The organism is Streptomyces sp. NPDC096013 (genome assembly GCF_044763565.1).
Taxonomy (GTDB): domain Bacteria; phylum Actinomycetota; class Actinomycetes; order Streptomycetales; family Streptomycetaceae; genus Streptomyces.
The window spans coordinates 1-13,384 of record NZ_JBIWGK010000004.1; the positions used below are offsets into that span (position 1 = coordinate 1).

Consider the following 13,384-nt stretch of genomic DNA (forward strand, 5'->3'; position numbering starts at 1 on the left):
ACCTCCCGCAGCACCTCGTGCGCGCGGCCCACCTTGCCCGCCGAGATCAGAAAGCGCGGGGACTCGGGAATCGCGAAGGACAGCAGACCGTACAGGACGGCCGGGATCACCATCACGCCGAGCATGACCTGCCAGGCCTCAAGCCCCATCAGCCTGCCGCGCTGGTCGCCGCCCGCGGCGTTGAGCAGACCCCAGTTGACCAGCTGCGAGATCGCGATGCCGATGACGATCGCCGCCTGCTGGAAGGAACCGAGCCGGCCGCGGTAGGCGGGCGGGGAGACCTCGGCGATATAGGCGGGGCCGATCACGGAGGCCATCCCGATGGCGAACCCGCCGATGATCCGCCAGAACGCCAGGTCCCACAGCGCGAAGGGCAGCGCCGACCCCACCGCACTGACCGTGAACAGCACGGCGGAGATCTGCATGCAGCGGATCCGGCCGATACGGTCCGCTATCCGCCCCGCGGTCGCGGCCCCCACCGCACACCCGATCAGCGCGATCGCGATCACCTGCGCCAGCGCCGCCGAGCCCACGTCGTAGCGGTCACGGATGGCCTCGACCGCACCGTTGATCACGGAACTGTCGTAACCGAAGAGGAAGCCACCCATCGCGGCCGCCGCCGCGATGAAGATGACATGCCCGAGATGCTCGGGATGAGCCGACCCGGCTCCTGACTGAGGTGCCTGCGCAGTGCTGGTCACGTGTAACTCCTCGGGCCACCGGCAACGCCGCCGGCCGGGAGCCTCATGGGCGAGGCACCTCGGACACGTGCGACGTCGCGGTCAATGCCGGTTGTGGGCTTTCCCGGTCCATCGGAACTCGGATTGCGGTCTTGCTGGTGATCGACAACAGGGCTTCCATCCGCTGCCCGCTCCGGACACGGGTACGCCTGACGCTCGGTCGCCGGTCGTTCTCGGACGCGGCGGCCGGCCGGGCAGCGGTGGCGCTCACTGGTAGGAGACAGCCCGCGCATGTCTGTTGTGACACCGCCTGACCGGCTCCGGGCCACGATCGGTTGCCAGTCACCCCGTGTCACAACTGCGGGGCGCGTCCGGTCTTGAGGAGGAAACCGAGAGAACAGAGGACGCCGTGCAGGAGATCCTGATCGTGGGTGGCGGTTACGCGGGCTTCTACGCCGCGTGGGGCCTGGAGAAGAAGCTGCGCCGGGGCGAGGCACGGGTCACCGTCGTCGACCCCCGTCCCTACATGACCTACCAGCCCTTTCTGCCCGAGGTCGTGGCGGGCTCGATCGAGGCGCGCCACGCGGCGGTGTCCCTACGGCGACATCTGCACCGCACACGGCTGATCGCCGGAACGGTGACGGGCATCAGCCATCACGACCGCACCGTCACCGTCCGCCCGGACAGTGGTCCGGATCATGAGCTGTCGTACGACGTCCTGGTGGTGACCGCCGGAGCCGTGACCCGTACGTTCGCGATCCCCGGTGTCGAAGACGAAGCCATCGGCCTCAAGCACGTGGAGGAGGCCGTCGCCATCCGCGACCGGCTGCTCACCTCCTTCGACCGCGCGGCGACGCTGCCGCCGGGTCCGGACCGTCGCAAGCTCCTCACCGTCACGTTCGTCGGCGGTGGCTTCTCCGGTGTGGAGGGGTTCGGAGAACTTCTCTCCCTGGCGACCGCCCTGCTCCGGCACTACCCCGAACTCTCCGCGGACGAACTGCGGTTCCACCTCGTCGAGGCGCGCGACCGCATCCTGCCGGAGGTCGGCGACGGGCCAGGCGCCTGGGTGGTGCGGACACTGCGCGACCGCGGAGCCGAGGTACACCTGAACACCCAACTCGTCTCCGCGCAGGACGGGCACATCGTGCTGTCGAACGGCGAGGAATTCGACTCCGGTCTGCTCGTGTGGGCCGCCGGCAACGCGGCCAACCCCATCGTGCACAACCACACGGACCTTCCCGTCGACGAGCGCGGGCTGCTGACCGTGCGGGCCGATCTGCGCGTGGGCACCGAGGAGGCTCCGCTGGAAGGCGTGTGGGCCGCCGGCGACGACGCCGCCGTTCCCGACCTCGCGGCGCACCGCCCAGGAGCTCATACGGTTCCCAACGCCCAGCACGCGGTACGTCAGGGCAAGCTGCTCGCGAAGAACATCCTGGCCACGCTCCGGGGGCGGACCGTCAAGGACTATGTGCACCACAGCCTGGGTGTGGTCGCCACCCTGGGTCTGGGGCGCGGGATATTCCAGTACCGGGGTCTGGTCGTCAAGGGCTTCCCGGCCTGGCTCATGCACCGCGGCTACCACGTGCTGGCCATACCCACGTGGGAGCGCAAGGTCAGGGTGCTGGCGGTGTGGATCACCGCCGTGCCGTTCGGCAGGGACATCGTCTCCCTGACCTCGGTGCAGCGGCCACGCGCGGCCTTCGTGGCTCACGGAAACCCGCGTCACGGTGAACAGCCCACCGATGCGCCGGCCAGGTGAGGAAGCCCGAAGCGATGAGGAGCCAGGCCTCGACGTTGATCACGCGCTGGAGAGCGCTGGACCGTCTCCACGGCCGGATCGAGAACACGATGGATCGACGGCTCCATGAGGACTTCGGGCTGAGCCTTCGCGAGTTCCAGGCGCTGACGATGTTGCAGGAGGCCATCGACACCGCGCACGGCCGGCTGTATCTGCAAGACCTCGCCGCCGAGATCGGGTTGAGCCAGTCGGCCACGAGCCGGCTGGTGGCCCGGCTGGAGAGCCGCGCCCTGATCACCACCTCGACCGCGGCCCATGACCGGCGCAGCGTCGACGTGCACCTCACGTCCGTGGCTCGGGAGACGTTGCGCCGCGGGATCCCATTGGTCCACGAGACCGTCCGGCACACGGTCGAGGCACTCGCCGACGAGGGATGGGACCGGGACCTGCTCGGCTACCTGCGGAACGGCCGCGCGGACGGTGTGTCGGACACCCGCTGACAGGGTGATCCTCGTGAAGTTCCGGTGCTCCGCGCACGAGTGGTCGGTGCACGAGTGGTCGGTGACCTCATCGTCATCGACGAACACCTCGGCTACGCCCGCATCGGCGTCGGCACGGGCATCCGCGCCGCTCTGAACGGGGACACGGTGAGATCCGCGTCGGCGACACCGTGTCTCCGCGCTTCGACGAAAACGCGCAGCAGGCCCGCCATGCAGGGCCTGCTGCGCGTTTTCGTCGCCGCCACGAAGTCGCCGTGCCGACCCGTCCCCTGCGCTGGACCCAACCGCCGCTGAGACGTGCGGCGGTCCGTCGGTCGGACCTCACCCCGTCCGCGCGGCGCTCAGTACCTCCGGCAGCGCACGACGTGAGCTGATGCCGAGTTTCGTGTAGACCTTCCGGAGGTGCCACTCCACGGTGTGCGGGCTGATGAACAGTTCCGCGCCGATCCTCGCGTTCGTCATGCCGTCGGCCGCGAGGGAGGCGACCTGGGACTCCTGCGGAGTGAGGGCGCTCGCCGGGCCGGGCTCCCGCACGGTCACGTGCTCGCCGGTGGCGAGGAGTTCGCGGCGCGCCCGTTCGGCGAAGGCCTGGGCCCGCATGCCGTCGAACATCTCGTGGGCCGTGCGCAGGTGTTCGCGGGCCTGCGCGCGGCGCTGACCGCGCCGTAGCCACTCGCCGTAGAGCAGATGTGTGCGCGCCACCTCCACCACGACCCCGCCACGGCCGAATTCCTCGATGGCCGTCCGGTACAGACCGTCGGCCTCGTCCCCCTCGGCGAGCAGCGCCTCGCTGCGGGCGCTCGCGCCGCGCGCCCATCCGGAGCCGGCGGCGCGGGTGAGTTCGGTCAGCCGGGCCAACGAGGCGCGCGCCTGGTCGAGTTCGCCGCAGCGCACCGCGGCCTCGACATGTTCGACCAGGGACAGACCGGTGAAGTTGAATCCGTCGTGCTCGATGCCGCTGCGGGCCGCCTCCATCGCCTCCTCGTAACGGGCCAGCCCGTTGAACAGCACACCCTGGATGTAGCCCATGGCGCCTAGCAGGGACACTTCGCCCCGGCGTACGGCGCTCTCCCTGGCCTCCTCGACGATGCCGGCGGCGACGTCCGCCTCTCCCCGCCACGCGGCCAGCACGAGCGCGGCGTACTTGTGCGGGGCGTGGCCGGTCGCGGCGGCGATCGCGTCGGCCTCGTCGATCATGCGGGCCGCCTCGGCGAAGTCGCCGTAGTGGATGTGTACTCCGCCCGCGTAGATCAGGGCCGGGGGCAGGGTGCCGAGCGCCCCGATGTCACGGGCCAGGCGTACCGCGCGGGTGGCCAGCGCGTCCCAGGCGTGCAGGTCCCAGGCGTAGTGGATGAACGCCTCCAGCGCGACCGGGGCCAGCAGTAGCCATCGGACGGTCGCCTCCCGGGTGTCGAGCTCTTCGTGTTCGAGCAGGTCGAGTGCCTCGCGCAGGGCCGGAACGCCCGTGTCGCAGCCGTCCGCGAGCAGGGCCGCCACACCGTCCAGGAGGGCGTCGGCGGCCTTGGAACCTGATGAAGGCGCGCCGGACGCGCGGGCGGCGACGGCCGCGGCCCTGGCGCCCGCCGGGCCGTGGACGCGGCCCGCGAAGATGGTGGCGCTGATCGCCTCCAAGTACGTTTCCCGTGCCAGGGGTGAGCCCGCCGCGGTGAACTGTGCGGCCGCGTCCAGGAACAACGGTGCCGCCTCGTCGCTGCGACTGCGGGCGAAGAGGATTCTGGCCCGCAGCCGCGCCAGCCGGGCCCGGTCCAGGGGGCTGAGGGGATACAGGTCGGCCACCGCGGCCAGTTCGGTGGCCCGTTCCGGTGCCGCGGCCGAGAAGTGCGCCTCTGCTGCCGCGAGAGCGCGGCGCCCCCGCGGCCAGGGGTCGGGCGTCACTTCCACCGCGCGTTCCAGCAGGACCGCCTCGGCGGCGATACCGCCGCGCTGCCGAGCGCGGTCGGCGGCCTGTTCCAGCCCCGCGGCGACCTCCTCGTCCGGCCCGTCGGCGGCCTGCGCGGCGTGCCAGGCACGCCGGTCGGGATCCAGGAGGGGGTCCGTGGCCTCGGCCAGGGCCCGGTGCACCGCGCGCCGGTCCTCGGGCTCGGCCCCGTGATAGACCGCCGAGCGGACCAGCGGGTGCCGGAACCGGACGGGCTCGCCGAACTCGATCAGGCCTGCCGCCTTGGCCGGTGCGGCGTCCGGGGTGATGTCGAGGGACGCGGCCGCGCGGATCAACAGGCGTGCGTCGCCGACCGGTTCCGCCGCGGCGGTCAGCAGCAGCGTACGAGTGGCGGCCGGGAGCGCGCCGAGTCGCCCGGCGAAGTCCCGCTCGACGCGTCCGGCCACCGGCCCCTGGACGCCCAGGGAGCTCGACGCGTCGACCCCGTAGGCCAGTTCGGCGGCGCTGCGGCCACGGGAGAACTCCAGCAGCGCCAACGGATTGCCGTGCATCTCGGCCACGAACCTGTCCCTGACCCGCTCCTCGAGCCGTCCCCCGACAGTGCTCGCCAGCAGTTCCCCGGCGGCTGCGGGTTCAAGGCCCTTGATCGGCAGTACCGGCAGGCCCCCGAGCGCGGACCGTCCCTCGGGGTCACGGACGGCGAAGGCCATCGCGACCGGTTCGGCGAGGAGTCGCCGGGCCACGAACTCCAGTGTCTGCAAGGACACTTGGTCCAGCCACTGGGCGTCGTCGACCAGGACGAGCACCGGTCGGGTCTCCGAGGCGCGGGTGAGGAGGGTGAGGACGGCGAGGCCGACCAGGAAGCGGTCGGGCGGATCGCCGACCGCCGTCCCGAACGCGACGCGCAGCGCGTCACGCTGGGGTTGCGGCAGTTCCTCGATGCCGTTCACGAACGGCGCGCACACCTGGTGCAGGCTCGCGTAGGGCAGTTCCATGTCGGCCTCGACACCGCGCGCCCAGGTGACATCGACCCGGACGGCCCGCGCGGCCGCGTACTCCAGCAGCACCGACTTGCCGATGCCCGCCTCGCCCCGGAGGACCAAAACCCGCGAGCCGCCGTCCCGCAGGCCGGCCAGCAGGTCGTCGAGCGCCTCGCACTCGTGGTGCCGGCCGAACAGATCGGGAAGCGGACCGGCGATCATGCGACACGGCTCCTCGGCGGAATCCGGGAGGACAGAGCTCCCACAGCGGTGGTCGGGGGGATCATCGCCACGATACCCGGGGCTTCTCTCACACGGTGTCCGCGGACACTGTGACTACTTGCACGCCCGAAATCGCGCTGATGTTGTCACAGATCGGGTGCCTGTCCGGTCGTTCCCCACCGATGACCCCATGAGACCGGGCGGGGCGACCGGTAGCGAGAAATCTCCCCGCGCCGTCCTGTCACACATGGCGCCGCCGCCCGGTCAGGAGGGTACGAGCCAGCGCGGCCGGTGCCCTTGGCCGCCCCACGGCAGCCTCATCGGGCACCGCGCGAGAACAGTGAAGGGGAAACTCATGAAGGTCGTAGTGATCGGCGGAACCGGACTCATCGGATCCAAGGTCGTCTCCAAGCTCAACGAACACGGCCACGAGGCGGTGGCCGCCTCCCCGAACACCGGAGTCAACGCCGTCACGGGCGAAGGCCTGGCCGACGCGCTGAAGGGCGCCTCCGTCGTCGTCGACGTCTCCAACTCCCCCTCGTTCGAGGACGACGCCGTCGCGGAGTTCTTCCGGGCCTCCACCACCAACCTGCTCGCCGCGGAGGCCGATGCCGGTGTGACCCACCACGTGGCACTGTCGGTCGTGGGCACCGACCGCCTCCAGCAGGCCGGTTACTTCCGTGCCAAGCAGGCGCAGGAGGACATGATCCGGGACTCCGGAATTCCGTACTCGATCGTGCACGCCACGCAGTTCTTCGAGTTCGCCAAGACCCTCGCGGACTCGGCGACCAGCGGTGACACGGTCTCCGTCGCCCCCATCAAGATCCAGCCCATCTTCTCCGGCGACGTGGCGGCGGCCGTCGGCCGTACGGCGGTCGGCACTCCGGTCAACGGCATCGTGGAGGTCGGCGGCCCCGACACCTTCACGCTGGAGGAGTTCATCCGCAAGGGCCTCGCGGTCCACGACGACCCGCGCACGGTGGTGACGGACCCGAAGGGCCTCTACTGGGGCGCCGCCCTCAAGGAGGCCGACCTGCTGCCCGGCCCCGACGCCCAGCTCGGCGAGACGCACTTCGCCGACTGGAGCAGCCGGCAGTAGCGGCGCGTTCGGGGCCGCGGTCCCGAACGCACAGGAACACCACGTCAGTTCGTTCTCCACCGCACCACACCACATCAGGGATTCCCACATGAACGCACGCATCAACTACTTCGGCAACGCCCTCGCGGGCAAGGTCATGAAGCACCTGAACTCGGCCGGGGCCGCCGTGCACTCGGCGCTTCCCGTCGCCACCCAGGAGCTGGTGAAGATCCGGGCCAGCCAGATCAACGGCTGCGGGTTCTGCACCGACATGCACACCAAGGACGCGCTCGCCGCGGGCGAGGACCAGCAGCGGCTGAACCTGGTAGCGACCTGGCACGAGGCCAACGTCTTCACCGACGCCGAGCGTGCGGCGCTCAAGGTCACCGAAGAGGGCACCCGGATCGCCGACGCCGCCGGCGGTGTGTCGGACGAGGCCTGGACCGACGCCGCGAAGCACTACGACGAGGACCAGCTCGCCGCGCTGATCTCGCTCATCGCGATCATCAACGCCTACAACCGGATCAACGTCATCAACCAGCAGCCGGCCGGCGACTACCAGCCGGGCATGTTCGGCTGACGCACCCGCTCCCCCGGCGCCGCCCCACCGGCCGCGTCCTCGCCCGTTGCCCCAAGGAGACACCATGCGCCTCTCCCCGCCCGCCGACGACGCGGCTCTCCTCCGCATCGCCGGCGCCCGCGGCCGGTGGACGCTGCTCGCCACCGTGCTCGGCTCCAGCGTGGTGCTCCTCGGGTCGACCGTCACCAACGTCGCGCTGCCGCACATCGGCGACGACTTCCACGCCGACCTCGCCGTCCTCCAGTGGACGGTGAACGCCTACATGCTGACCCTGGCGGGCCTCATCCTGCTGGGCGGCTCCCTGGGCGACCGATTCGGCCGTCGCCGGATCTTCGTCCTGGGCATCGTCTGGTTCGCCGCGGCGTCCCTGCTGTGCGGACTGGCTCCCGACACCACCACCCTCATCGCCGCCCGTGCCCTCCAAGGTGTCGGCGGAGCGCTGCTCACCCCCGGCTCACTGGCGATCATCGAAGCCTCCTTCCACCCGGACGACCGGCCGCGCGCCATCGGCCTGTGGTCCGGCTTCGGCGGCATCGGCGCGGCGCTGGGACCCTTCCTCGGAGGGTGGCTGGTCGACGGCCCCGGCTGGCGCTGGACGTTCCTGCTGACGATCCCGCCGGCGCTGCTGTGCGTTCCCATAGCCCTGCGCCATGTCCCGGAGTCCGTCGGCAGACCTCCGCAGTCCACCGTCACGACCGATACCGGCACCGGTTCCCGGCGGGGCTTCGACATCGCCGGTGCCGCTCTCGGCGCGCTGACCCTCGCCCTGGCCACCTACGCGCTGACCGAGGCCCGCGCGGGCGGGACAGTCGCCCTCGTCGCGGCTGCGGGCAGCATCGCGGCCGGGGCGGCCTTCGTGCTGGTGGAGCGGCGCAGCGACGACCCCATGATGCCGCTGTCGATCTTCTCGTCACGGCAGTTCACGTCCATCAACGTGATCACCCTGTGCGTCTACGCGGGACTGGGCGGGTTCTTCTTCCTGACAGCCCTACAACTCCAGATCGTCGCCGGGTACTCGGCACTGGGGGCCGGCGCCGCCATGCTGCCGAGCACGGTGCTGATGCTGCTGTTCTCCTCGCGCTCCGGGGTGCTCGCCCAGCGTCTGGGACCGCGCGTTCCCCTCACCGTCGGGCCGCTGGTGTGCGGGGCGGGGATGCTGATGACAGCGCGGGTCGGCACGCACGCCTCCTACGTCTCCGACGTCCTGCCCGCCCTGCTGGTGATGGGCACCGGCATGGTCATCATGGTCGCTCCGCTGACCGTGACCCTGCTGGCATCGGTCGAGGCCGCCGACGCGGGCCTCGCCAGCGGCATCAACAACGCCGCCGCGCGCGCGGCCGGACTGGTCTCCGTGGCGGCACTGCCACTGCTGGTGGGGATGGGCCCGGACGCCTACCGTTCACCGGCCTCCTTCGACACGGCGTTCGGCCGGGCCATGCCACTCTGCGCGGGCCTGCTGGCCCTAGGCGCGGCGGTGGCCCTCGCCTTGCCGCGCCGGACCGCGGTTCCCGCTCATCCACGGCGCGGCCGGGCACACGGCTGGCTGATGGAACCGCCGCTGGTGTCGCGCTTCGCGCATCATCGGGCTCTCGACTAGGTCGCGCACGCACCGGACGCTGTCCGCCCGAAGGAACGGGTCGCGCGGCGTCCGGTGCGTGCTCTTGACGCCGCCCGAAGGCCGGAAAGGTGGCGGGCGGAGCACTCGCATCACCCACATGGGGGCACCCCCCACGCTCTTGAGAGGGTCGGGGAACGTGCCTGGCAACAGGGACAGATGGATCGCGCGGACACGCTCCAGGAATCGGAAGCCCGCCGCGCCACGAACCCGGCACCGGTCGAACCCACCGGACCTGCCGGACCTGCTGAACCCGCCGGACCAGGCTCGCGAACTGCCCCGCCTGGTCCACGAACCGCCCACAGCGGCCCGGGCGTTCACCCCGCCGAAACCCCAGGCCCCTCAAGCCCCGGCCCCTTCGTCACAGGCCAGGTGCAGTACGGCCACGTCGTCGCGGAGCCCACCGAACGGAGCGGCCAGCAGCGACACACCGTGTACCAGGGCATCGACGAACGCCTGCGTCTTCAGGTGCGTGAGCCGGGTCGCGAGCCTCAGCAGTCCCTCCTCGCCGAGCCGTCCCTGGGGCGTGCGGCCTTCGTAGAGACCGTCGGTGAACAGCACCACACCGTCCCCGTCCGACAACTCCATCTCGCTCTCGCGCCAGTCCCCCTGTCCGGGAAAGAGGCCCAGCGGAAGACCCGGCCGCGGCTCCGCCCAACGCATCTTCCCCCGGTGCCGGTGCAGAAAGCCCGGATGGCCCGCGCTGACCATCCGCAGGCACCGCCGGTCCGGCGGCAGGACCAGGGACACCACGGTCGCGTAGGTCTCCTCACCGGCCCGTTCGTCCGTCAGGATCCTTTCGAGCAGCCGCAGTTGCTCCAGCTGGTTCTGACCGCACAACACGGCGGTGTGCCATGCGAGGCGCAGGTGGACACCGAGGGCGGCCTCGGCGGCGCCGTGCCCGGACACATCGCCCATCACGACGTGGACGCTGCCGTCCTCGCCCCGCACCACGTCGCAGAAATCACCGCCCAGCAGCGTGTGCGCGCGGCCCGGTGCGTAGTGGAAGGCGGTCGTGAAACCCTCGCCACGCATCGCGAGGTCGGGCAACAGGCCCCGCTCCAGCGCGGTGTTGTCCCATGCCATGCCGTCCCGGCCTTCCGTCGTCACCCCACCACGCGCACAGGCCGGCCGGTCCGGACGCGGACTCCTGAGCTGGATCGCGTCCTGCGCATCCCATGTGTCGCGGGACAGCGGAGAGATGCCGAGGCCGCGGCGGAAGGTCGCACCCCCACGGGGTCGGACCTCCTGGGCCCGATGTCCTCCGCAGCGATCGCCGGTCGGCTCGTCCGACGGCGGAATGGGGCTGCTCATGTGTGGTCTTTCCTGCGGCGAGGGAATCGGCAGCTCAAGACACGAGTGTCGGCGGCGCTCTGAACGAGCACCCGTCCTTCTCGTACCCGGCCCGATCTGTTCGACCATGAGACAGCGGCGAAAGCGGATGTGTGACATCGCTCCGCCCATCCGTGAGGTACGGCACGGCAGTTGAGGCACGACAGCGGGCACGGACCGTCTCGCCGTCACGAACCGGACCGCTCTCACTCACCTGGTTGATGGGTCTGCCGTTCCGTTCGGACGGCTCCCAGACCGTCTGGTTCTACTGCCTCGTGGCCGAGGCGCCCGACAGCGCGGGCGCCGTGTGCGAGGCGGCGCTCCGGGCCAACAGCGGACCGGAGCGGGAACGCCCGCGGGGAGGTGCCCGTCGAACCCGATCATGGTTCCGAGTGTCACAAGCAGGCCGCCCACCTGGTCAGTACGGGGACTGATGTCCGACACGATCCGAGGAGGGCCGGGAAGATGTCCCAAGGCACCGAACTTCAGGCGGACCCCGCCGTCGTCGCCGCGTCACTCACGGCGGAGGCGACCGCGCTGGAGGGCCGGCTACGGCAGCTCCGTGAAGAAGTGCACGCCGTGAACGCGCATATCGCGTCGATCGCCGAGACCATCCACACCATGTGCGGCAGCGTCGCGGCACGGGGTGGAGGCGAGCGTCGCCCCCACCCCATGGACGACGCCCTCCCCGCGGTTCATCGCCGCGCGAGCCTCCTCAGGACCGAACCGGTACCTCCTGCAACACCCATCCGTTGCCGTCAGGATCGCTGAACTCGGCGTAGGAGTGGTAGTCGCGACGCTGCGGGTCGGGTCCGTCGACCCGCTTCTCGTCGGTGCTGCGGTGGAACATGCCGCTCGTGTCATGGAAGATTCCGCCGGTCGCGACACCCCGTGCGCCGAGTTCCCGGCAGGCCCGCTCGATGTCGGAGACGACGAGGTGAAGGCCCCGCACCGAACCCGGAACCGCCGTGGTGACTCCCGTCCCGAACAGGACCGAGCACGCGGAACCCGGGGGCGTCATGTGGACCACGCGGTAGGACGCGTCGACGGCGTGGTCGCCGTCCAGGCGGAATCCGACCGCCTCGTAGAACGCCTTGGCCCGGTCGACATCCGAGACGGGCAGCACGATGACGCCCAGCTTGAGTTCCATGACACCGGCATCCTCACCGGCGGGTGCGTCGGCCGTCGTGGGGCGCTCGGCCTCCTCGATATCCACCCGGTACAAGTCGATCCCGGCCCGCGATCCGTGGGTGACGACGGTCCAGCCCTCCACCACCCGCCACTCCGCGTCGGTGCCCTTCAGATAGGTTCCGTCCGGCGCGGCGGCGGCGCGCAGTTCGGCGTCCAGTTCCTCGTGCCGTTCGTGCGGCACGTGGAGCTCCAGCTCGAAGCGGCGCGGGGATCGGGTGCCCTGCGCGGACTCCACTGCGGGCATGCGGACGGCGGCCATCTCGCGGAGCGCGCCGAGCAGGTTGAGATGCAGTGTCGTCATGAGGTCACCCCTGGTTCGTTTCCGTGCCGGCCCGGACCGTCATGACCGCTCCTCGTCGTCGACCCAGCTCATCAGCTTGCGGAGCTGCTTGCCGGTGGTCTCCAGCAGGGACTCGGAGTCCTTCTGCTTGTACTCGTTGTACTTCTTCAGGCCACCGTGGTACTCGGCCATCCACTCACGCGCGAACGTACCGTCCTGGATCTCGGCGAGAACCTGCTTCATCGTGGCCCTCGTCTCGTCCGTGATGATCCGCGGACCGGTGACGTAGTCGCCCCACTCGGCGGTCTCGGAGATCGACCAGCGCATCTTCTCCAGGCCGCCCTCGTACATGAGGTCGACGATGAGCTTCAGCTCGTGCAGGCACTCGAAGTACGCGATCTCCGGCTGGTAACCCGCCTCGGTCAGCGTCTCGAAACCCGCCTTCACCAGCGCGGACACCCCACCGGCGAGCACGGCCTGCTCACCGAAGAGATCGGTCTCGGTCTCCTCGGTGAAGGTCGTCTTGATGACACCGGCGCGGGTACCACCGATGCCCTTCGCGTACGACAGCGCGAGCGCCAACGCGTTGCCGGTCGCGTCCTGCTCCACCGCGACGAGGCACGGGACGCCGCGGCCCTCCTCGTACTGACGGCGCACCAGGTGGCCCGGGCCCTTGGGGGCGACCATGCAGACGTCGACACCGGCCGGCGGCTTGATGAAACCGAAGCGGATGTTCAGGCCGTGGCCGAAGAGCAGCGCGTCGCCGTCCTTGAGGTTGTCCTTGATGGACTCCTCGTAGACCTGGGCCTGGATCGGGTCCGGGACCAGGATCATGATGACGTCGGCCTCGGCGGCGGCCTCGGAGGGGGTCACCACGCGCAGGCCCTGCTCCTCGGCCTTCGCCTTGGACTTGGAGCCCTCGTGCAGACCGACCCGGACGTCGACACCCGAGTCACGGAGCGACAGCGCGTGGGCGTGGCCCTGGCTGCCGTAGCCGATGACCGCGACCTTGCGGCCCTGGATGACGGACAGGTCGGCGTCGGCGTCGTAGAACAGCTCGGCCATGGCAATCCCCTCATTCGTGGCCGCCCGCATCGAGCGGCGGGGAGGTACCACCCGCCGTCGAGAGACGACCGGAACACTATCGCATCCCATGGTGTCACATGTTTTGAAGTGGGTCGGGGGCGCAGGCCGATGTCCTGGGCCGCACAGCGTTCGTCTCGTGGCTTCGGCGGTCTTCTCGCCACGCTGTCACAGACGGCGGCGGCCCTCGGTCTGTCTCCGGGGA

The 13,384-nt window shown here is 70.6% G+C and carries 10 protein-coding genes; 5 read left to right on the plus strand and 5 right to left on the minus strand.

Going from position 1 to position 13,384, the window contains the following annotated elements:
- Window positions 1-701, minus strand: a 701-nt coding sequence (locus tag ACIRB1_RS14910) for an MFS transporter (protein ID WP_403465798.1), incomplete at its 3' end; no start/stop codon positions are given.
- 388 nt (window positions 702-1,089) lie between these two features.
- Between ACIRB1_RS14910 and ACIRB1_RS14915 the strand changes: the two genes are divergently transcribed.
- Together ACIRB1_RS14915 and ACIRB1_RS14920 are read left to right on the plus strand one after the other, a co-directional pair.
- Window positions 1,090-2,439, plus strand: a complete 1,350-nt coding sequence (locus ACIRB1_RS14915) for an NAD(P)/FAD-dependent oxidoreductase (protein ID WP_403466203.1) — start codon at window positions 1,090-1,092, stop codon at window positions 2,437-2,439.
- 14 nt (window positions 2,440-2,453) lie between these two features.
- Window positions 2,454-2,918, plus strand: coding sequence for a MarR family winged helix-turn-helix transcriptional regulator (locus ACIRB1_RS14920; RefSeq protein WP_403465799.1), 465 nt, complete (start codon window positions 2,454-2,456; stop codon window positions 2,916-2,918).
- A 321-nt stretch (window positions 2,919-3,239) separates the two neighbouring features.
- Here ACIRB1_RS14920 and ACIRB1_RS14925 read toward each other — a convergent pair whose 3' ends face one another.
- Window positions 3,240-6,020, minus strand: a complete 2,781-nt coding sequence (locus tag ACIRB1_RS14925) for an AAA family ATPase (protein WP_403465800.1) — start codon at window positions 6,018-6,020, stop codon at window positions 3,240-3,242.
- 355 nt (window positions 6,021-6,375) lie between these two features.
- Here ACIRB1_RS14925 and ACIRB1_RS14930 point away from each other — a divergent pair, with 355 nt between their 5' ends.
- The 3 genes from ACIRB1_RS14930 to ACIRB1_RS14940 all read left to right on the plus strand — a co-directional run bounded on the left by ACIRB1_RS14930 (window position 6,376) and on the right by ACIRB1_RS14940 (window position 9,275).
- The gene (locus tag ACIRB1_RS14930; protein ID WP_403465801.1) at window positions 6,376-7,119 is read left to right on the plus strand and encodes an SDR family oxidoreductase; all 744 of its coding nucleotides are present in this window, start codon (window positions 6,376-6,378) and stop codon (window positions 7,117-7,119) included.
- Window positions 7,120-7,207: 88 nt separating this feature from the next.
- Window positions 7,208-7,678 carry a carboxymuconolactone decarboxylase family protein gene (locus ACIRB1_RS14935; protein ID WP_403465802.1) on the plus strand — a complete coding sequence of 157 codons (471 nt, stop codon included), beginning with the start codon at window positions 7,208-7,210 and terminating at the stop codon, window positions 7,676-7,678.
- 64 nt (window positions 7,679-7,742) lie between these two features.
- Window positions 7,743-9,275, plus strand: coding sequence for an MFS transporter (locus tag ACIRB1_RS14940; protein WP_352181712.1), 1,533 nt, complete (start codon window positions 7,743-7,745; stop codon window positions 9,273-9,275).
- A gap of 360 nt (window positions 9,276-9,635) precedes the next feature.
- Here ACIRB1_RS14940 and ACIRB1_RS14945 read toward each other — a convergent pair whose 3' ends face one another.
- The 3 genes from ACIRB1_RS14945 to ilvC form a co-directional block, all read right to left on the minus strand.
- Complete coding sequence (locus tag ACIRB1_RS14945) at window positions 9,636-10,379, minus strand: PP2C family protein-serine/threonine phosphatase (protein ID WP_403465803.1); 744 nt, start codon at window positions 10,377-10,379, stop codon at window positions 9,636-9,638.
- Window positions 10,380-11,340: 961 nt separating this feature from the next.
- Complete coding sequence (locus ACIRB1_RS14950) at window positions 11,341-11,775, minus strand: VOC family protein (RefSeq protein WP_403466204.1); 435 nt, start codon at window positions 11,773-11,775, stop codon at window positions 11,341-11,343.
- A 381-nt stretch (window positions 11,776-12,156) separates the two neighbouring features.
- Window positions 12,157-13,161, minus strand: a complete 1,005-nt coding sequence (ilvC, locus tag ACIRB1_RS14955; protein WP_403465804.1) for a ketol-acid reductoisomerase — start codon at window positions 13,159-13,161, stop codon at window positions 12,157-12,159.
- Window positions 13,162-13,384 lie beyond the last annotated feature (223 nt).